The 18,952-nt window shown below is 71.2% G+C and carries 18 protein-coding genes and 1 riboswitch; of the genes, 11 read left to right on the top strand and 7 right to left on the bottom strand.

Annotation, left to right across the window (positions count from 1 at the left end):
* Nucleotide 1 precedes the first annotated feature (1 nt).
* Nucleotides 2-697, bottom strand: a complete 696-nt coding sequence (locus tag AB0G32_RS24375) for a DUF5995 family protein (protein WP_361166967.1) — start codon at nt 695-697, stop codon at nt 2-4.
* A gap of 173 nt (nt 698-870) precedes the next feature.
* Here AB0G32_RS24375 and AB0G32_RS24370 point away from each other — a divergent pair, with 173 nt between their 5' ends.
* The 6 genes from AB0G32_RS24370 to AB0G32_RS24345 all read left to right on the top strand — a co-directional run bounded on the left by AB0G32_RS24370 (nt 871) and on the right by AB0G32_RS24345 (nt 7,917).
* Nucleotides 871-2,010 carry a glycoside hydrolase family 6 protein gene (locus AB0G32_RS24370; protein ID WP_361167055.1) on the top strand — a complete coding sequence of 380 codons (1,140 nt, stop codon included), beginning with the start codon at nt 871-873 and terminating at the stop codon, nt 2,008-2,010.
* Nucleotides 2,011-2,179: 169 nt separating this feature from the next.
* On the top strand, nt 2,180-3,601 hold the full coding sequence (locus AB0G32_RS24365; RefSeq protein ID WP_361166964.1) for a solute carrier family 23 protein: 1,422 nt from the start codon (nt 2,180-2,182) through the stop codon (nt 3,599-3,601).
* 563 nt (nt 3,602-4,164) lie between these two features.
* Nucleotides 4,165-4,839: a DUF3159 domain-containing protein gene (locus AB0G32_RS24360; protein ID WP_361166961.1), complete on the top strand. Its 675-nt coding sequence runs from the start codon at nt 4,165-4,167 to the stop codon at nt 4,837-4,839.
* 13 nt (nt 4,840-4,852) lie between these two features.
* Nucleotides 4,853-5,500, top strand: coding sequence for a GPP34 family phosphoprotein (locus AB0G32_RS24355; protein ID WP_361166958.1), 648 nt, complete (start codon nt 4,853-4,855; stop codon nt 5,498-5,500).
* Nucleotides 5,501-5,578: 78 nt separating this feature from the next.
* Nucleotides 5,579-6,361 (top strand): SDR family NAD(P)-dependent oxidoreductase, encoded by a 783-nt coding sequence (locus tag AB0G32_RS24350; RefSeq protein ID WP_361166955.1) that lies wholly within the window; start codon nt 5,579-5,581, stop codon nt 6,359-6,361.
* A gap of 74 nt (nt 6,362-6,435) precedes the next feature.
* A complete protein-coding gene (locus tag AB0G32_RS24345) occupies nt 6,436-7,917 on the top strand; it encodes an alpha/beta hydrolase (RefSeq protein ID WP_361166952.1) in 1,482 nt (493 codons plus the stop codon).
* 25 nt (nt 7,918-7,942) lie between these two features.
* Here the strand turns inward: AB0G32_RS24345 and AB0G32_RS24340 are convergent, their stop codons facing one another.
* The 4 genes from AB0G32_RS24340 to AB0G32_RS24325 all read right to left on the bottom strand — a co-directional run bounded on the left by AB0G32_RS24340 (nt 7,943) and on the right by AB0G32_RS24325 (nt 12,070).
* Nucleotides 7,943-9,535 (bottom strand): GMC family oxidoreductase N-terminal domain-containing protein, encoded by a 1,593-nt coding sequence (locus AB0G32_RS24340; protein WP_361166949.1) that lies wholly within the window; start codon nt 9,533-9,535, stop codon nt 7,943-7,945.
* 108 nt (nt 9,536-9,643) lie between these two features.
* Nucleotides 9,644-10,912 carry a peptide synthetase gene (locus tag AB0G32_RS24335; protein WP_361166946.1) on the bottom strand — a complete coding sequence of 423 codons (1,269 nt, stop codon included), beginning with the start codon at nt 10,910-10,912 and terminating at the stop codon, nt 9,644-9,646.
* A 226-nt stretch (nt 10,913-11,138) separates the two neighbouring features.
* Nucleotides 11,139-11,552, bottom strand: a complete 414-nt coding sequence (locus AB0G32_RS24330; protein WP_361166943.1) for a hypothetical protein — start codon at nt 11,550-11,552, stop codon at nt 11,139-11,141.
* A gap of 8 nt (nt 11,553-11,560) precedes the next feature.
* Nucleotides 11,561-12,070, bottom strand: a complete 510-nt coding sequence (locus tag AB0G32_RS24325) for a SigE family RNA polymerase sigma factor (RefSeq protein ID WP_361166940.1) — start codon at nt 12,068-12,070, stop codon at nt 11,561-11,563.
* A 221-nt stretch (nt 12,071-12,291) separates the two neighbouring features.
* Here AB0G32_RS24325 and AB0G32_RS24320 point away from each other — a divergent pair, with 221 nt between their 5' ends.
* On the top strand, nt 12,292-12,723 hold the full coding sequence (locus tag AB0G32_RS24320; RefSeq protein WP_361166937.1) for a hypothetical protein: 432 nt from the start codon (nt 12,292-12,294) through the stop codon (nt 12,721-12,723).
* Nucleotides 12,724-12,814: 91 nt separating this feature from the next.
* Here AB0G32_RS24320 and AB0G32_RS24315 read toward each other — a convergent pair whose 3' ends face one another.
* Nucleotides 12,815-14,029, bottom strand: a complete 1,215-nt coding sequence (locus tag AB0G32_RS24315; RefSeq protein ID WP_361166934.1) for an MFS transporter — start codon at nt 14,027-14,029, stop codon at nt 12,815-12,817.
* Nucleotides 14,030-14,159: 130 nt separating this feature from the next.
* Here AB0G32_RS24315 and AB0G32_RS24310 point away from each other — a divergent pair, with 130 nt between their 5' ends.
* The gene (locus AB0G32_RS24310) at nt 14,160-15,362 is read left to right on the top strand and encodes an ROK family transcriptional regulator (protein WP_361166931.1); all 1,203 of its coding nucleotides are present in this window, start codon (nt 14,160-14,162) and stop codon (nt 15,360-15,362) included.
* A 56-nt stretch (nt 15,363-15,418) separates the two neighbouring features.
* Here the strand turns inward: AB0G32_RS24310 and AB0G32_RS24305 are convergent, their stop codons facing one another.
* Complete coding sequence (locus AB0G32_RS24305) at nt 15,419-15,862, bottom strand: hypothetical protein (protein ID WP_361166928.1); 444 nt, start codon at nt 15,860-15,862, stop codon at nt 15,419-15,421.
* Nucleotides 15,863-16,121: 259 nt separating this feature from the next.
* A riboswitch (FMN riboswitch) is annotated at nt 16,122-16,252 on the top strand.
* A gap of 157 nt (nt 16,253-16,409) precedes the next feature.
* On the opposite strand from AB0G32_RS24305, the gene AB0G32_RS24300 reads away from it, so the two are divergent.
* From AB0G32_RS24300 to AB0G32_RS24290, 3 genes are read left to right on the top strand one after another with little or no spacing between them, the layout of a single operon-like run.
* Nucleotides 16,410-17,012, top strand: a complete 603-nt coding sequence (locus AB0G32_RS24300; RefSeq protein ID WP_361166925.1) for a riboflavin synthase — start codon at nt 16,410-16,412, stop codon at nt 17,010-17,012.
* Nucleotides 17,009-17,653 carry a nicotinamide mononucleotide transporter family protein gene (locus tag AB0G32_RS24295; RefSeq protein WP_361166922.1) on the top strand — a complete coding sequence of 215 codons (645 nt, stop codon included), beginning with the start codon at nt 17,009-17,011 and terminating at the stop codon, nt 17,651-17,653. The genes AB0G32_RS24300 and AB0G32_RS24295 overlap by 4 nt, the downstream gene beginning before the upstream one ends.
* Nucleotides 17,650-18,939, top strand: a complete 1,290-nt coding sequence (locus AB0G32_RS24290; protein WP_361166919.1) for a bifunctional 3,4-dihydroxy-2-butanone-4-phosphate synthase/GTP cyclohydrolase II — start codon at nt 17,650-17,652, stop codon at nt 18,937-18,939. The genes AB0G32_RS24295 and AB0G32_RS24290 overlap by 4 nt, the downstream gene beginning before the upstream one ends.
* The last annotated feature ends 13 nt before the right edge of the window (nt 18,940-18,952 follow it).

Below are 18,952 nucleotides of genomic sequence, written 5' to 3'. Positions count from 1 at the left end.
GTCAGCCGGGCAGCGGCGTGAGCAGCATGCGGCCCGCGAGACCGACCGCCTCGTCCAGCCGGGCGGCGAACTCGCCGGCCATGTCCGGCAGCCGGCGCAGTGCCCACAGGGTGCGGGCCGCGACCCAGGCGGCGTCCCGGGCCCGCTCCAGGCTCCAGGAGCCGAGCAGATGGGTCAGCGGGTCGGCGATCCGGAGCAGATCGGGACCCGGCATCAGTTCTTCGCGGACCCGCTCCTCCAGCGACCCGAGGATCTCGCCCACGCGGTCGAACTCGTCCTCCAGGTCACCGGGTGCGCAGCCGAGCGTACGACAGGTGTCCACGACGGCGAGCGCCAGATCGTGGCCGATGTGCGCGTTGACACCGGCCAGCGCGAACTGCGGCGGACGTACCTGGGGATGCCGGCGGAACTGGAACAGGGGCCGCCAGCAGGCGGGCGGCCGTCGCGCGTCCGCCACCGCGTCGACCGCGCCGAGGTAGCGCTCGGCGAACCGTACGTCCAGCGTGCTCGCGGCCCGGGCGTCCGGGAAGCGGCCGCCGTCGATGTCCCGGTCGACGGCCTCGGTGACGGTCAGATAGACCCGGTTGAAGATCGCGATCCCGTCGCCGGCGGGCAGCGTCGCGTCAAGGGCGCGCATCCGGGACAGGACGGTGTCCACCGAGCCGGTGGCCGTGGTGACGTGTCGACGGTGCGCCATGGGGGCAGAGTCGCAGCTTCAGGGGGACGGCAGGACCGGCGGGCCCGTAGCTTCCCCACAACGGGGGAACGTGCTCGCCGCGTGGGGAGGGGATCCGTATCGTGTCCGGCCTTCGTACCCGGCGGCTCGCCGCGCGCCGGGCCGCGCGCCGCCGGGCTGCCCGGCGCGGCCTGATGGTCGCCGTGGCCGCCGTCGTGACCGCGGCCGGCACGGTCACCGGCACGTTGTCCGCGCTGTCCGCGGCGGGCGGCGACGGCGGTGCCGGCGGCGGTCGTACGGACGTGGCCCGGCCGCCGGTCACCCGGTCGCTGCGGCCGGCGCCCGGCACCGCGGCGCCGTCCTCGCCCGCACCGTCTCTCTCCCGCTCCCCGTCCGGGTCGGCCACGCCGGAGCCGAGCCCGTCGCCCGCGCCGCCGACGACCGCCGGGACACCGCGCTCCGCCGACCCGGCCGCCCGGCTCTACCGCCACCCCGACTCGCAGGTCATCGACTGGGTGGCCGCCCACCCCGGCGACCCGCGCCGCGCGGTCATCGCCGACCGGATCGCCGGCCGCCCCGCCGCCGTCTGGTTCGCCGACTTCACGCCGGACACCATCACCGCCCGGGTCCGCGCCGTCACCTCGGGCGGCGCCGCCCAGGACCGGGTCCCGGTCCTGGTGCCGTACGCGATACCCGACCGCGACTGCGGCGGCCACTCCGAGGGCGGGGCACCGGACCTGGCCGCCTACGCCGACTGGATCGATCGCTTCGCCGCCGGGCTGGGCTCGGCCGAGGTCGTCGTCGTCCTGGAACCCGACTCGGTCGCCCAGGCCGACTGCCTGTCCGACCGGGAGCGCGCCGACCGCTTCGCCGCCCTCGCCCGGGCCGGCCGGGTCCTCAAGGCGGCGAACCCGAAGGCCCGGGTCTACTACGACGCCGGTCACTCCGGCTGGCACGCGCCCGGCAAACAGGCCGGGTGGCTGAAGCGGGCGGGCGCCGCCTCGGCCGCCTCCTCCGACGGGATCTTCAGCAACGTCGCCAACTTCCACAGCACCGCCGACGAGACCGCCTACGACCGCGCGGTGCTCGACGCCCTCGGCGGGCCGGCCGGCCTCGGCGCCGTCGTCGACACCAGCCGCAACGGCAACGGCGCCCCGGCCGACGGCGCGTGGTGCGACCCGGCCGGGCGCCGGATCGGGGCCGCGCCGACGCTGCGGACCGGCGCGGCCCGGATCGACGCCTACCTGTGGGTCAAGCTGCCCGGGGAGTCGGACGGCTGCAAGGGCGCACCGGGCACCTTCTCCCCGTCCTACGCCTACGACTTGGCACGGTGACCGTCCCCACGAACCCGCGTACGATCTCGGGCGTGGCCCGAGCAGCCGCGAAGAGAGTGCCAGGTCACACGGACAGTGATCGGAGCGGCGCCGCCCTTGGGTCGATGTGAACGATTGGCCGCTCATCTTGTACTTTTCCGTTCGGTAAGTACAGAACGGAGAATGACGAATGTCCGGTTTCGGATGGAAGCTGCATGGAGACGGCAAGACCCTGGGACCAGGTGAAGTCGTCCGGCCGGACGAGCGGCTCACCTGGACCCGGACGATCGGGCTGGGAGCGCAGCACGTCGTCTCGATGATCGGCGCCTGTTTCGTCGCCCCGGTGCTCATGGGCCTCGACCCGAGTCTCGGCCTGATGGCCTCGGGTGTCGCGACCCTGTTGTTCCTCGTCCTCACGCGTGGGCGGGTCCCCAGCTATCTGGGCTCGTCGCTCTCCTTCGTCGGCGTCGCCGCCGTCATCGGCAGCCAGGGCGGTGGACCGGCCGAGCTCACCGGCGCCCTGTTCGTCGTGGGACTCGCGCTGGCCGTGGTCGGTCTCGTGGTCCAGCGGCTGGGCGCCAAGGTCATCCACGCGGTGCTGCCGCCGACGGTGACGGGCGCCGTCGTCATGCTGATCGGCTTCAACCTGGCCCCGGTGACCGCGGGAACATACTGGCCGCAGGACCAGTGGACGGCCCTTGCCACGATGCTCTTCACGGGCCTCGCCCTGGTCGTCCTCCGTGGCTTCTGGTCCCGTATCGCCATCTTCCTCGGCCTGGTCTTCGGGTATGTGCTCTCCTGGATTCTCGACCTCGCCCTGGGCAAGATCCACTCCATCGACGGCAGCGGCAAGGTGGTGGACCACTGGCGCCTGGACCTGACGTCGGTCAAGGAAGCCGCCTGGGTCGGCTTCCCCGACACGCACGCGCCCTCGTTCAGCGCGTCGGCGATCGTCGTGGCCCTGCCGGTGCTGATCGCGTTGGTCGCCGAGAACGCCGGCCACGTCAAGGCGGTCGGTGAGATGACCGGCGATCCCCTCGACGACAAGCTCGGCACCGCCATCGCGGCGGACGGTGCGGCGACCATGGTCTCCACGGTCGCCGGCGGCCCCGCCACCACCACGTACGCCGAGAACATCGGCGTCATGGCCGCCACGCGCGTGTACTCGACCGCCGCCTACATGTGCGCCGCGTTCGTCGCCCTGCTGTTCGGCCTGTGCCCGAAGTTCGGCGCGTTCGTCGCCGCGATCCCGGGCGGCGTGCTCGGCGGTATCACCGTCATCCTCTACGGCATGATCGGCCTGCTCGGGGCCCAGATCTGGGTGCGCAACAAGGTGGACTTCAGTCAGCCGCTGAATCTGATCCCGGCCGCCGCCGGCGTCATCGTCGGCATCGGCGGCGTGACGCTGGAGATCACCGACAACTTCGAGCTGAGCGGTATCGCCCTCGGCACGCTCGTGGTGCTGACCGGCTACCACGCGCTCCGCTGGCTCTCGAAGGCCGCGGGCACGTCGCAGGGCGGGCTCCTGGACGCGGGGACGACGAGCTACGACGACTCGGAGCACTCGGAGCACTCGGAGCACTCGGAGCGGGGCAGCGGGAAGGCCGGCTGACGGGACGGAGGCAGCGGGCGCGTGCTCAATACGGCAGCTCCTCTCGTCCCGCCCGGCACGACGCCTGCTCGCCTGTCCTCCGACACTTCGACGCACATAGGGCGGAATGGGGCAGCATTTTCCGTAAATGCGGTATCACCTCAACCGAGGTCTTCGCATCGGTGATTCTCACCTAAAAGGCGAAGAGCGGTGTCCTGCAGATGATTGCCGACGCGGGCACGAATGACCTGCGGGCAACGTGAGCCAATAACTGCGTTCTTTCACGACGAACACCGCACTCATCAGCAGGGGCTGCCCTGTACGTAGCAGCCGGAATCGTCCATGACCTGCACGTTCATGGCCGCAAGGCAGGAGTGCCGGGACGTGGGGAACCGTCGGCCACCGACGTCGAAATCGCCCATTGCACAAACCTTGGAATGAATCTTTAGGGCGTGGGAAACCGCTCCACTGAGCAGACGAGGTAATAAGCCGCCCAGTCCAAATGGCTTATGTGTGCACCGGCTTCCCACCCATTCGAGCAGCTACCTGTGAGTTGATCGCACATGACTGAACGCGGACATGCAGTGAGTCAACATCCCACGCCCGCCAACTCCGACGGCCCGCCGGATCCTCCGCCGAAGCAGACGCCGCTGGAGCAGATGGGCGGCATGACGGGCCTGGTCTACATGGCCCTGCCGATCGTGGCCTTCGTCCTGGCCAACTCCGCCCTCGGGCTGGTTCCCGCCATCTGCACCGCTGTTGGCGTCGCCCTGGCGATCTCGGTGGCGCGTCTGCTCCGCAAGGAGTCGCTCCAGCCGGCGCTCTCGGGCCTGTTCGGGGTCGCGGTCGCCTCGTTCGTCGCGTGGAAGACGGGCTCGGCCAAGGGCTTCTTCCTGACGGGCATCTGGAGCAACATCGCGCTCACCCTGGTCTTCGCGGTCTCCCTCCTCGTGCGCCGCCCGCTGGCCGGCATCGTCTGGGGCGCGCTCAACGGCACCGGAACCGCCTGGCTGCGCGACAAGCCCTCGCGCCGCGCCTACGACATCGCCACGCTTGCCCTGACGGCCGTTTTCGCCGCCCGCAGCATCGTCTGGCAGTACCTCTACGACGACGACCGCACCGGCTGGCTGGCCGCCATGCGCATCCTGATGGGCTACCCGCTGCTCGCCCTGGCCTTCCTGACCGTCCTGTGGGCCGGCCGCCTGTCCGCCAAGCGGTTGAAGGCCCAAGCGGAGCAACAGCGCACTGCTCGTGTCTGACCCGAGGAGAACCGTGACCCAGACCTTGGCCCAACGCCTCTTCCTGCTCTGCTACTCCCTGGACAAGGAGAAGTTCGAGCTGGCCGACCACCACGGGCGCGGCGCCGTGCTGCGTGCCGCGGCGCTCGCCGAACTCATCCTCGACGGCAAGCTCACCACCGTGAACGGCAAGGTCGTCCGTTCTCCCGGTCAGCCGCCGTCGGACCCCTTCGTGGCCGACGTCTGGAACGACGTGTCCGCGGACAAGCCGCAGCGCTGGCTGCCACTCGTCCATCACAAGGCGCACACCGCGCAAGAACCTGTCCGCGACCAACTCGCCGCGACCGGGACGATCACAGTGCGCCGCCACAAGCGCCTCGGGGTGCTTCCCGTCGACCGCGTCACCCTGGCGGACACCGGTCCAGTGGTGGCGCTGCGGGACGAACTGCGCGATGCCGTGCTGTGCGGCGCCGACCGGGCCGCGCAACTTCCCCTGCGCGACGCGGTCACCGCGGTCTTCGCCGCCGAGGTGGAGATGAACAGCGTCTTCACCCGCGCGGAGCGGCGCGCGCACAAGGAAGCGTTCACGACGCTCACCGCACGTGTCGACGACGCCCTTCCCGGCCTGCGCGAAGCACTGCACGACACCTACCTGTCGAACCAGCTCACCGGAGGCGGCTGAGCGGCGAGCCGGGTGGTCAGCCGGCAGGGCGCGGACCGGGCCGGTCCCCGAGTCAGACACTCGCAGGAAAGGGAATTCGTGGGATCCAATCGATTTTCCGGCCGGGTCGCCCTGGTCACCGGGGGCGGGTCCGGCATAGGGGCCGCGATCGCTCTGCGACTGGCCGGGGAAGGTGCCACGGCCGTGATAGCTGGGCGCAACGAAGAGAAATTGAGCCGAACCGTCGAGCAGGCGCCCGAGGGCAGCACGATCGTCCCGCGAACAGCCGACGTCCGGGACGAGACGGCCGTCATCGAGCTGATCGACGGGACGGTCGAAGCATTCGGCCGCCTGGACGTCCTCGTGAACTGTGCGGGCGCCAGCGACATCGGTCTGATCACCGGGCTGGAGACGCCAACCTGGCAGGACATGATCGCCGTCAACGCGAGCGCGGTCTTCTACGCGGCCAAGGCCGCTCTGCCGTACCTGAAGCGGAGCAAGGGAAACATCGTCACCATCGGCTCGTCCAACGCGCTGCGGAACAACTACGGCCAGCCCGCCTACGGTGCGGCCAAAAGCGCCGCGGAAAGCCTGGCCGCCAGCATCGCCATCGAACACGGCCCGGACGGTATCCGCTCCAACATTGTGCACCCCGGCGTCATCCATCCCACCGGCATGACCGCTGCAATGACCGACATCGCCGGCGCTCTCGACGCGTACTCGGCCCATATCCCCATGCGCCGCACGGGTACGCCCGAGGAAGTCGCCGCCGTCGTAGCGTTTCTGGCGAGCCCGGAAGCCGGCTACGTCAACGGCGCCACCCTCACAGTCGACGGCGGGCTGAACCAGGTCATGCACCTTCCCCCGACGGTAAGCCCCTGAATTCTCGGACGTCGCTCAGTCGAGGCGACCACACGAGAAGCCCGTCCGACTCCACACCGAAAGAGAGGACCACCATGCAGAAACGCCTCACATCCGCACTCGCTGTCGCTCTGGTGACAACGCTGGCCGCAGCAGGGTGCTCGTCGGCCGACGCGGGCGAAGAACATCTCGATTGGGGCAAGTGCCCGAAAGACGTCGCCGCACCGGGAATCGAGTGCACCACACTGGAAGTTCCGCTCAATTACAAGGAACCCGAAGGAAAGAAGATCGACTTAGCCATCTCACGCCTGGCGAGCAGGAATCCCGACAGGCGTCATGGTGTGCTGCTGACCAACAGCGGCGGCCCCGGCGGACAGACCCTCACCATGCCGGCCACCCTGAAGAAGCTGGGCGTCCCCCAGAGCGTCCTGGACACCTACGACGTCATCGGCATCGATCCCCGGGGCGTAGGCCACAGCACGCCGGTCACCTGCGGGCTCGAACCGACGGAGCACCCGAGCAACATACCCGTGTACGCCCGCGACGAGACGGACGTCACCGCTGAGGCCAAGCGCGTGCAAGCCGTCGCGGAGAAATGCGCCAAGTCCAAGACCGCCGGCCTCCTGCCCTACATCACCACCGCGAACACCGCGCGCGACATGGACCGGGTCCGCGAAGCGCTCGGCGAGTCCAAGATCTCTTACTACGGGATCTCCTACGGCACCTACCTGGGTTCCGTCTACACCACACTGTTCCCGAAGCGAAGCGACCGTTTCTTCATCGACAGCGTGACGGGGCCCGGCGGCTGGAACGAAGCGTTCGTGCGGAAGTTCGGCGAGGGTTTCCAGAATCGGTTCCCGGACTTCGCGAAGTTCGCCGCCGCCCAGAACGAGAAATACGGCCTGGGCGACACCCCGGAAGCCGTTGAGGAGAAGTACTTCGAGCTCGCCGCAGAACTGGACGCGAAGCCCAGTCCGGAAGGCTACACGGGCCAGGCTTTCCGCCAGGTGACGTTCAGCAGCTTCTACTACGACAGCGAACTGGCGAACCTCGCCGAGATCTGGAAGGCGCTCGACACCGGCAAGCCGGTCCCGAAGCCGTCAGGCGGCGCGGAAGCGGACCCGACGGCCGGCTCCTCCGGGATCCCGTCGGACAACTACCTGGCCAGTCAGATGCACGTCATCTGCAACGACTCCGACTGGCCGGAGGACATCGCGGCGTACGCGCGGAACGTGGCGGAGGACCGCAAGCGATTCCCCATGTTCGGCGCCGCCGGGGCCGACATCACGCCCTGCGCGTTCTGGCCGTCCGAGCCCGTCGAGGCTCCTGTCCGGATCACCGACAACGGCCCCTCGAACGTACTCATGCTCCAGAACCTGCGTGACAACGCGACACCGTTGTCGGGTGCGCGCGAGATGCGTGCGGTCCTCGGAGACCGGGCCCGCATGGTGACAGCCGATCAGGGCGGGCACCTCGCGTACAAGTACCTGGACAACAAGTGCGCCAACGACATTGTGACCAGGTTCCTTCTCACGGGCGAACGTCCCGCGAAAGACATTGCCTGCGAGCGGAACTGACACCGACCTCGCGAACGCCCGCGCGTCAGCCGTCGATGAACGAAGCCGCGCGCTCAGCCACCATGATGGTCGGCGCCTGTGTGTTGCCGCGCGGGACGGACGGCATGACCGAGGCGTCGGCCACGCTGAGCCCGGCGACGCCACGGATCGCCAGCCGCTCGTCCGCGGGCAGCGTCGCGTCCCGTCCGATACGCACCGTTCCGGTCGGGTGCCACTGGGTCTGGACGTTCGCGCGGATCCAGTCGTCGATCTCGGGTCCGGCCGCGTCCGGGGGCGGGAACAGCCGCTCGCCGACGATTTCGTCGAGCGCGTGGGCGCGCATCAACTCCTGTATCCGTTCCACGCCTTGACGCAGCCGGGGCAAGTCGCGTGGATCGCCGAGGTAGTTGGGATCGACGACCGGCTCGTCCGCGATGTCGGCCGAGGACAGCCGAACCGACCCCCGGCTGTGCGGGGTGAGGAGGGAGATCGTGGCGGTCGCGGCCGGACGGGCCAGCGGGCGCATGCGCCCGTCGAGACCGAGGAGGTAGAAGAGCGCCTGGACGCTCGGTGCCGGACCGTCCTCGGAGAGCGGGAGCATCGCGCCGACCGTGGCGAAGTGGGCGAGTGGCCCGCGCCGCGACAGCCGATAGGCCCGCACCGAGGCTTCGTCGTGCGCGTCCAGGTAGGTGCGACCGGACGTGATCGCCCACACCGCGGGCACCATGGGATGGTCCTGCAGACCCTGGCCGACCCGCGGGCTGTCCAAGACCACCTCGATGCCGTGCTCGCGCAGGTGCTGGGCCGGCCCGATGCCGGAGAGCATCAACAGCTGGGGGGTGCGCAGCGCGCCGGCCGTGAGTACTACCCGCTCCTCGGCCCGCACGACCTGCCCGCTGCCAAGGACCACGCCGACAGCACGACCCCGCTCGATCAGTACCCGAGCCACGCGAATCCCGAGTGCGGCACGCAGGTTGTCGCGGCCGGCCGCCGGGTTGAGGTATCCGTCCACGACGCCGTGGCGCCTTCCGTCGCGGACGTTGACCGGCACGATTCCCACGCCGGTGCGGTGCTCACCGTTGAAGTCGCGGGTCACCGGCAGCCCGATCTCCGCTCCGGCCGCGAGGAGGGCCAGGTGCGAGGGCTCCAGATCGCGCGGCGCGTCGATGACCATGGGCCCCCCGGCGCCGTGGAAGCGGTCCGGGCCGCCCGCGTGATCCTCGATCCGGCGGAACACCGGCTGGACGTCGTTCCAGTCCCAACCCGCCGCTCCGGAACCGGCCCAGCCCCGGTAGTCCGCCGGGTGACCATGAAACCAGGCGAGCAGATTCACGGAACTGCTGCCACCGAGGCCGCTGCCGGTGGCAAGCGTGATCGTCCGGCCGTCGAGCGCGTGCTGCGGCGGCGTTGTGGCGGCATGGAGATTGTCCGGACTCAGGGCGGCGAAAGCGTCACCGGGCGTCGCGCTCTTCTCCGTGGGCAGCGCCGATCCTGCTTCGACCAGCAGTACTCGCCGGCCGGGACGTTGGGACAGTCGGCTCGCGACCACTGAACCGGCACTGCCGGCGCCCACGACGACGACATCGACCTGCTCAGGAAGACGATCCTCGGTGATCAACAGGTCAGGACGGATCGGCATGCGTATCCCTTCGAACGTCGGGGCGGTGTGCGGGCGTAATCGAGGCGGCGGTGCGCGGCGGGTGCGTGACCTGCGGAAGAGGGCCACCGCACGGTTCGCGCCGTGGGATTACCGCACACCAGTGTGGGGAGCCGGTGCGGCACACGCCTGTGCGAGCACGGCGGCCATCCCAGGGACGAGGGCGGGCACAGGATCATGGGTCAGTTCCGTCATTCGCAGCTGTCCGCCGGCGGTGACGACGCCCAGCACGTGCTCCCCGCGCAACTGTGTGATCTGCGCGGGTCCCCACAGGGCGGTCACCTCCAAGCCGGTGGCGTCCGACCTCGCCACACCGAGACTGGTGATCTGGATGTCCGCCGCGGTCACGGCGGCCATCATCGCCTCGGCCTCCTCCGCCGTCGTGGGCGGGTGTTGGGCCAGTGCGGCAGAACCGGCCCGGAGAGCGCCTGGTGTGCGCTGCCGGGCCAGCCCCTGATGGTGAAGGCGGGCCAGTGCCCAGAAGTCTTTCGCGTCGTCCGCCGTACTGGCCGTCCGGGCACCTGCGAAGCGGTTGGCCACGTCATCCGGCAGACCCGCCGCGCGGCGCAGGTCGATGGGGCTCAACACGCGAACGAAGTCACGACCGGCACGATGGAACACCGTGCACGCGGCGGCACAGAGCGCCGCGTGCACCGACACCCCCTCTGCGCGACAGCGTTCGACAAGACGCGCGGTCAAGCCCCGGTCCAGTGCGAGCGCGTCCAAATGCGGCGGCCGTCCGGCGAAGGGCCTGAGCTCGCCGGCCGTGTGCATCCGTTCGTCGTCCCCCGCCGAGGGGCCGGCGTCGGTGCCGTCGGTGTCCGGACCGGCTTCGAGGCGGGCGAGCAGGTCCTCCTGCGTCTGCGGAACACCGTACGGCGCCAGTTTTGGGACATCGCCGTCGCTGTCGAGGACGGTCAGCAGATCCAGCAGTACGCGTAGCGCACCGGTGCCGTCGGTGATCTGGTGGGCGAACGTGAGCACGATGGCGCAGGTCTCGGCGCCGGGGACCAGCACGGCGCGTGCCGGCGGGCCCGGGCGCGCTGGTATGGGGCGGGTCTGCTCGTGGACGACGACGGCCTGCCAGGGAGTTCCGGGCGCGGCCGACCCGACGGCGATCGGCCCGTCGGTCTCCCGGTACACGGCCTCGGGTCCATCTTGGTCGACGGCGACCCTGAGCAGGGGATGAAGCGCCTGAAGTCGTGCCAGTCCCGTGCTCAACTCCGCTTCGGCAACAGCGCGGCCGACCTTGGCCACCAAGGAGAACTGGACCGGGTTCCGCCGCATGTACAGGTCGATGGCCCGTTCGAATGCGCCTAACGGCCGGACGGGAGTGCCACCGGGGGAAAATGCGGGCATGAGCGCTTCTCCTACGTCGTACGTCGGATGACGATGTGTGCCGCGGGTTCCACCCAAGGAACGCCCGACACCGGCCCGGCACTCGCGCTGTGGGGTGCGGCGCCGCACCGGATGGCTCCGAGCCGCGTGGGCGGGCGCGGCCCGCGCCCGCGAGTCACGGTGGCGCACTGACGCGGGTGCGCTGAGAGCCGGACGGCTTCCTGCGCACCCGCGTACGGCGACCGGTTCATCGGTTGGCGGAGTGCTGTGCCCCCGGGCCGGCGGGCTCGGCCGCACCGGACGTGTCCTGCGGAGCGGCCCCTTCGCCGGGATCAGCCCTCTCGGCGGTCCGGGCGCTGCCCGGGGGGTCGGGGTTCTCCGGTGTCGCCGTGGGCGGCCCGGGCGTGGCGGGGACGGTGGCGGCTGGTGCGAGGGGCTGTGGTTCGTGTCCGGTGTCCGCCCCGGACAAGGCGGCGACCGCGGCAACCGTGCAGGCGGCCACGACCGCGAGTGTGCTCACGGCGGTGAGCGTGGTCCGGCGGCGTCGGATGCGGCGGCCGCCGGTCACGGCCGCGTCGACGACGCTGGGCAGAATCGGTTCCGGCCGTGCGTCGAGGAAGTCCTGGAAGGCGGTGTGCAAGGCGTCGTCGTGCTTGTCCATTCCCGGCCTCACCTGACTGTCCCTTCGCTGTTCATCTTCTCGACGATGCCACGCAGCCGGGCGAGTCCACGGGCGCTCTGGCTCTTGACCGTTCCCTCGCTCACCCGCAGCGCGTGTGCGGTCTCCTCAACGGTCCAGTCCTCCCAGAAGCGCAGGACCAGCACGGCTCGGTAACGGGGTGACAGCTCCATCAGCGCTTCCTGCATCAGCATGCGCAGCTCCGGTGGGCCGGGCGTGGTGGCGGTCCGATCAGGTGGCTCGCTCACCGGCTCCTCGCGCCAGCCTCCCTTGCGTTGCTGATCGATGTAGGTGCGGGTGAGGATGGTCCGTGCGTAGGCGTCCACGTTGCCGTCTCGGCTGACCCGCCCCCAGGCCGCGTAGAGCTTCATCAAGGTGGTCTGAGTCAGGTCCTGCGCCTGGTACCAGTCTCCGCACAGCAGGTAGGCACTGCGGCGCAGATGCGTCTGCCGCGCCTCTGCGAATTCCCGGAACTCTCGCTCCCGGACTGCTTTCCTCACCCTTGCCGACCTCCGCTTGCACCCAGCCCCCGCCGGTCTTACGTACGGGGACCGGGCCTGCGGGGTTGCATGGCGCGGCAAAAAGATTCTCCGGTCGCACCATGCAACCCGTGTCCGCCCGGGCCCGTACTTCTCTCCACAAGGGCTTCCCACAAGGGCTTTCGCCGCAGGTGGGGCGGCCCGCGATCCGAGACACCTGACTCCCGAACAGAGGAAGACCGTTGAAGCACCGCAAGATCTCGCGCAACCGCCGTCGGCTTTACAGCATCGCCGCCGGAACCGTGCTGGCCGCCGCGGGCACCGCCGGCATCGCCTCGGCGGCCACGGCCCATGAAGCGGTCGCCGCGACTTCGGATTCCCACTCCGCCGCCACCACCGCGGACCGCACCGCCGAAGCCTCCCCGGTCGGCGGCGGGGCGGAAGAAGCCAATGGCCAGGGTGGCGGGGCGGAAGTAGCCAACGGCCAAGGTGGCGGCGCGGAAGAGGCCAACGGCCAGGGCGGCGCGGCGGAAGAGGCCAACGGCCAGGGCGGCGGCGCGGAAGAGGCCAACGGCCACGACGACGGCGCGGCGCAGCCGGCGGTTCCCAGCGCCCGGGACGACCGCCCTTACGCGGAGCTGTCGCCTGAGGAGCGGGCGAACGCTGCGGGCTGACGGACTGACGGCGGAAGCGCCGCGACCGGGATGGCCGGGGTCCGCGCACAGCATGCGCGGACCCCGATGGCCGCCCCGTTGAGCGAGGAGTTCAGGGCCGTCGGCCGGGGACTGCTGCGCTCGGCGGAGTGACCTTCAGCGGGATGCGGTCGCCGGCCCGCAGCACGCCCGCGAACGCCACCAGACCGCAGGCCAGCACGGTCACCAGCCCGAACGACACCACCAGGCTGGTGGCCTCGGCCAGGCCGCCGATCGCGCTCGGCGCGACCAGCCCGGAGGTGTACGTGATGGTGGCGACGCCCGCGATGGCGAGCGAGGGGTTGCTGCCGCTGCGGCCCGCCGCCGCGAAGCAGAGCGGCACGACCACCGCGATGCCGAGGCCCAGCAGCGCGAACCCGGCCATCGCCACCGCCGGGTGGCCGCCGATCACCACCAGCACACCGCCGAGCGCCGCCAGCACACCGCTCACCCGCACCGAGCGCACCGCGCCGAACCGGTCCACGATCCGGTCGCCGGCGAACCGGGACAGTGCCATCGTCAGCGTGAACCCGGTGGTGCACGCCGCCGCCAGCCCCGGCGAGGTGCCGAGCTGGTCACGCAGGTAGACCGCCGACCAGTCCAGGCTCGCGCCCTCCGCGAAGACCGCGCAGAACCCGACCGCCCCGATCAGCACCGCGGACCTCGGCGGCAGCGCGAACCGCGGCGGGGCCGCCTCGTCCTCGGCCGGCTGGAGGTCCAGCACCCAGGAGCACATGATCAGCCCGAGCACCGTCAGGACGGCGGCGGCCAGCAGATGGTGCAGCCGGGCGTCCGCGCCGAGGTGGGCGGCGAGCGTGCCGGCCGCCGAACCGAGCAGGGCGCCCGCGCTCCACATGCCGTGCAGCCCCGACATGATCGACTTGTCGAGCCGGTTCTCCACCTCGACGCCGAGCGCGTTCATCGTCACGTCGGACATGCCCGCGGTGGCCCCGAAGACGAACAGGGCGAGGCACAGGGTGAGCAGGTTCGGGGCCAGCGAGGGCAGGATCAGCGACAGCGTCCAGCCGGCCAGCAGCAGGCGCAGGGCGGTGCGGGCGCCGAAGCGGTGGCTGATCCGGCCGGCCAGCGGCATGGCGAGGGAGGCGCCGAGCGCCGGGAAGGCCAGGGCCAGGCCCAACTGGCCCGCGCTGACCCCCGCGTGCTCCTGGATCCAGGGCACCCGGGTCGCGAACGAGCCGGTGACCGAGCCGTGCACCGCGAAGACGGCCGCCACGGCGTAGCGGGCGCGCCGCACCTCACGTGGCTGATAGACCACCGCACTGCTCATCCCCGGGCCCTCCCTCGTGTCCCCGCACCGCTGTGTCCCCACTGCGGGCGTAAACTATCAGGAAGGTTGCCTTATAGATAGCGGGCAACCGGCCGCGGGCCCCGGCCCGTCGATCTGGGAGGATCCCGGCATGCCCGCCACTCCGAGCACCGCCCGGGCCATCAACGACCGGCTCGCCCTCCAACTGTTCCAGCGGGAGGGCCCGTTGACGGCCGCGCAGCTCAAGCAGCTCACCGGCCTGTCCCGGCCGTCCGTGGCCGACCTCGTCGAACGGCTCGCCGCGGCCGGCCTGATCGAGGTGGTCGGCGAGGCGGGGGAGCAGCGCCGGGGTCCCAACGCCAAGCTGTACGGGATCGTCGCCGGGCTCGCCCACCTGGCCGCCCTCGACGTGCGCACCGAGGGCGTCTCCGTACTCGTCTCCGACCTGGTCGGCGGGGTGCTGGCCGAGGCGTCCGGGCCGATCCGCGACGACGCCGGGACCGGACCGGCGGTGGAGCAGGCGGTGGCGCTGGTCGAGCGGGCCGCCAAGGAGGCCGGGGCGGACCGGCTGCACACGGTCGGCATCGGCGCCCCCGGCCTGATCGACCCGGCCGGCGGTGAACTGCGGGACTCCGGCGGCCTGCCCGCCTGGCACCGCCGGCTGGTGGCCGCGCTCAAGGAGCGGTTCCCGGAGTCCCGGGTGAGCGTCGAGAACGAGACCAACCTCGCCGCCCTGGCCGAACAGCGCGACGGCGCGGCCCGGGACCGGGACACGTTCGTCCTGCTCTGGCTGGATCTCGGCATCGGCGCGGCGCTGGTCCTGGACGGGGCGGTGCGGCGGGGTGCCTCCGGGGGCGCCGGCGAGGTCGGCTTCCTGCCGGTGCCGGGCACCACGGGCCTGCCGTCGGCCACCGACTGCGGCGGTGGCTTCCACTCCCTGGCGTCGGCGTCGGCGATCGTCGCGCTGGCGGGGGAGTACGGGGTGGGAGGCGCCGGTCCCCAGGCCGCGCACGCCGCGCCGCACGCCACCGCCCTCGTGGCGGCCGCCACGGCCGCGTGCGGCGCCGACCCGGCCGCCGGCCGCTTCCTCGACGCCTTGGCCGACCGGGTCGCCCTCGGCGCCGCTGCCATCGTCTCCGTCCTCGACCCCGGCTGCGTGGTGCTGGCCGGGGAGATCGGCCGGGTGGGCGGGACTGCGCTGGCCGCCCGGGTCCACCGCCGCCTCGCCCGGATGTCCCCCCTGCCCACGGAGGTACGGGCCAGCCCGCTGGGCGGCGCGGCCGTACTGCGCGGCGCACTCCTGACGGCCCGCGACAGCGCCCAGACCGAACTCTTCGCACCACCGGAACGCTAAGAAGCCGTCGGGGCACCACAGGAACGCTAAGAGGCCGTAGGGGCCCCACCGAAACGCTAAGAAACCGCAGAAGCGCCAGAGTCGCCCCCCGCGCCGCCCCCCTTCGGTACCGCCAGCCACAGCAGCACCGCCGGCAGCACCACCGCCGTTCCCAGCAGCGTCATGAAACCCGCGCCGCTCGCTGCCGACAGGGGCGCCAGATGCCGGGAGTGGAAGAGCAGGTGCGGCACCGCGGCGACCAGGTAGGCCACCAGCGAGGTCAGCACCAGCCGCCGGTCCATCGTCGCCACCGCCGCGCACAGCACCACGGCCAGCGCCAGCCCGGCCCCGCCGAAGTCCCGCAGCAGATGCTCGTTGTAGGGCGGCAGGTGCGACACCCACGGCCACTTCCAGAACAGCTCCGGCAGCAGCAGTACCCACAGGCCGAGCGTCAGCTGGGTGCCGGCCAGCACCCCGAGTCCCGCCCGGAGCAACCCGTCACGTCCGATCGTCCACCGCACGGCGGTAAGCCTTCCCCGCGGGAGACACCCGCACCCCGGACCTGGGTGGCCCGGCGGCGGGCAAGGGCCGTCGTCACCACCGCCGGGCCGGTCAGGGGAGGGGAGGTCGCGCAGACACTAGAGAGGACTAGACCAAAGCGTCAATAGGTACGGACCTTCGAAAGCCGGAAAGGCCCGGCCAGCCCAGCTGTGAGCCACCCCACAGTCTTCGCCCGACTGGGCGTGGATCAGGCGTGGCAGACTGGCTCTGTACCAGAAGCAGCGCACTCCGGGGTCGGTGAAAGTCCGAACCGGCGGTTACAGTCCGCGACCCGGTCGCCTCCAGCGACCGGTTGACCAGGTGAAATTCCTGGACCGACGGTTAAAGTCCGGATGGGAGGCAGTGCGCGGCGGACGAGCACACGTGCGCGTCGCCGGCTGTTTCGGGCCCGTCCTCGGGGGACAGGTCCGACCGACGAGCGTCACACCCGTGCCGTCGTCCGTACGTCCTGTCGGCTGTCGACAGATGCCCCGGAGTCCGTGCCCAAGAGGCAGGAGGACCCGGGAAGTGTTCACCGGAATCGTCGAAGAGCTGGGCGAGATCACCGCCGTCGAGACCCTCGACGACGCCTGTCGCTTCCGGCTGCGCGGCCCCGTCGTCACGGAGGACGCCCGGCACGGGGACTCCATCGCCGTCAACGGCGTCTGCCTCACCGTCGTCGACCACGAGGGCGACGAGTTCACCGCCGACGTGATGGCCGAGACCCTGAACCGCTCCAGCCTTGGCGCCCTCGCCGTCGGCTCCCGGGTCAACCTGGAGCGCCCCACCGCCGTCGGCGCCCGCCTCGGCGGCCACATCGTGCAGGGCCACGTCGACGGCACCGGCGAGATCGTCGCGCGCGAGCCCTCCGAGCACTGGGAGATCGTCAGGATCTCGCTGCCCGCCCACCTCGCCCGGTACGTCGTCGAGAAGGGCTCCATCACCGTCGACGGCATCAGCCTCACCGTCGTCGACGCCGGCCCCGACCACTTCACCGTCAGCCTCATCCCGACCACCCTCGCCCTGACCACGCTCGGCGTGAAGCAGCCCGGCGACCCGGTCAACCTCGAGGTCGACATCATCGCCAAGTACGTCGAGCGGCTGCTCGGCACGCAGGGGGGCACCCGGTGAACTGGCTCAACTCCGAGGCGTTCACACTCCTCGACCAGCACATCAAGTGGTCGGACATGATCGGCAACGTGATCGGTCTGCTCGGCCTCGCCCTCGGCTGGCGCCGCTCGCTGTGGAGCTGGCCGGTGCAGTTCCTCTCCGGCCTGATCCTCTTCGCCGCGTTCGCCACCGCCCACCTGTCCGGCAGCGCCGGCAAGCAGATCGTCGTCATGGTGGTCGCCGGGTACGGCTTCCAGCAGTGGAACCGGGGCCGCCGGCAGGCCCAGGACGGCACCGTCGCCGTCCGCTTCGCCACCTGGCGCGAGCGCGCCGTGCTGCTCGCCGCCGCCGCCGTCGGCACCCTCGCGGTCGGCGGCCTGTTCACCGCCTACCCGAGCCTGTCCTGGGACCCGTGGCCGGACGCCTACGTGTTCATCGGCACCATCGTCGCCATGTACGCCCAGGCCCGCGGCATGGTCGAGTTCTGGTTCGCCTGGCTGCTGGTCGACCTGGTCGGCGTCCCGCTGAACTTCGCCAACGGCTTCGCCTTCTCCGGTTTCGTCTACGTCATCTACGGCGCGCTCGTCCTGTGGGGCCTGCGCGACTGGTGGCTGCGCTCCCGCAAGGGACCGCGGCCCGTCATGGAAGGAGCGCCCGCATGAGCGCGGCACCTATCCTCCACACCGCCGACGGTCCCGAGGACCTGATCCTGGACCCCGTCGCACAGGCCGTCACCGACATCGCCGCCGGCCGCCCGGTCGTGGTCGTCGACGACGCCGACCGGGAGAACGAGGGCGACCTCGTGATCGCCGCCGAGAAGGCGACCGAGGAAGTCGTCGCCTTCATGATGAGCGAGTGCCGCGGCCTGATCTGCGCCCCCATGGAGGGCGACGAACTGGACCGGCTGCGGCTGCCGCAGATGGTCGAGGACAACACCGAGTCCATGAAGACCGCGTTCACGGTCACCGTGGACGCCACCGCCGCGCACGGCGTCACCACCGGCATCTCCGCCGCCGACCGCGCCACCACCCTGCGCCTGCTGGCCGGCGGCACCGCCGAGCCCACCGACCTGGTCCGCCCCGGCCACATCTTCCCGCTGCGCGCCCGCCCCGGCGGCGTCCTGGTCCGCAACGGCCACACCGAGGCCGCCGTCGACCTCGCCCGCCTCGCGGGCCTGCGCCCGGCCGGCGCCATCGTCGAGATCGCCGGCGAGGACGGCCGGATGCTGCGGCTGCCCGAGCTGATCCCGTTCGCCCGCAAACACGGCCTGACGATCATCTCCATCGAGGACCTGATCGCCTACCGCCGCAGCGCCGAGCCCACCGTCCGCCGCGAGGCCGAGGTCCGGCTGCCCACCGCGCACGGCACCTTCACGGCGTACGGCTACCGCTCCACCGTCGACGGCGTCGAGCACGTCGCCCTGGTGCACGGCGAACTCGGCGCCGGCGACGACGTGCTGGTCCGGATCCACTCCGAGTGCCTGACCGGCGACGTCTTCGGCTCCCAGCGCTGCGACTGCGGCCCCCAGCTCGACGCCTCGCTGGCCCGCATCCAGGCCGAGGGCCGCGGCGTGGTCGTCTACCTGCGCGGCCACGAGGGCCGCGGCATCGGCCTGATGTCCAAACTGCGCGCCTACGAGCTCCAGGAGCGCGGCCGCGACACGCTGGACGCCAACCTGGAACTCGGGCTGCCCGCCGACGCCCGGGACTACGCCGCCGGCGCCCAGATCCTGAAGGACCTCGGCGTGCGCGGCGTCCGCCTGATGACCAACAACCCCGACAAGAAGGACGCCCTGGTCCGGCACGGCATCGAGGTCACCGGCCGCGAACCGATGCCGGTCCAGGCGAGCGAGCACAACCTCCGCTACCTGCGCACCAAGCGGGACCGGATGGGCCACGACCTGCCCTGGCTGGACACCACCGCCGTGTCCACCTGCGGCAACCAGTAACGAAAGAGCACGA

This window comes from Streptomyces sp. NPDC023723, from assembly GCF_040639815.1.
Taxonomy (GTDB): Bacteria; Actinomycetota; Actinomycetes; order Streptomycetales; family Streptomycetaceae; genus Streptomyces.
Note: the sequence above shows the minus strand (reverse complement) of the source record. Positions and strands in the feature narration are given on the sequence as shown.

What these genes read in the sequence shown, in the direction of transcription:
- AB0G32_RS24375 (WP_361166967.1), bottom strand. Translation starts at nt 697, where the DNA reads ATGGCGCACCGTCGACACGTCACCACGGCCACCGGCTCGGTGGACACC.
- AB0G32_RS24370 (WP_361167055.1), top strand. Translation starts at nt 871, where the DNA reads ATGGTCGCCGTGGCCGCCGTCGTGACCGCGGCCGGCACGGTCACCGGC.
- AB0G32_RS24365 (WP_361166964.1), top strand. Translation starts at nt 2,180, where the DNA reads ATGTCCGGTTTCGGATGGAAGCTGCATGGAGACGGCAAGACCCTGGGA.
- AB0G32_RS24345 (WP_361166952.1), top strand. Translation starts at nt 6,436, where the DNA reads ATGCAGAAACGCCTCACATCCGCACTCGCTGTCGCTCTGGTGACAACG.
- AB0G32_RS24340 (WP_361166949.1), bottom strand. Translation starts at nt 9,535, where the DNA reads ATGCCGATCCGTCCTGACCTGTTGATCACCGAGGATCGTCTTCCTGAG.
- AB0G32_RS24335 (WP_361166946.1), bottom strand. Translation starts at nt 10,912, where the DNA reads ATGCCCGCATTTTCCCCCGGTGGCACTCCCGTCCGGCCGTTAGGCGCA.
- AB0G32_RS24330 (WP_361166943.1), bottom strand. Translation starts at nt 11,552, where the DNA reads ATGGACAAGCACGACGACGCCTTGCACACCGCCTTCCAGGACTTCCTC.
- AB0G32_RS24315 (WP_361166934.1), bottom strand. Translation starts at nt 14,029, where the DNA reads ATGAGCAGTGCGGTGGTCTATCAGCCACGTGAGGTGCGGCGCGCCCGC.
- AB0G32_RS24310 (WP_361166931.1), top strand. Translation starts at nt 14,160, where the DNA reads ATGCCCGCCACTCCGAGCACCGCCCGGGCCATCAACGACCGGCTCGCC.
- AB0G32_RS24290 (WP_361166919.1), top strand. Translation starts at nt 17,650, where the DNA reads ATGAGCGCGGCACCTATCCTCCACACCGCCGACGGTCCCGAGGACCTG.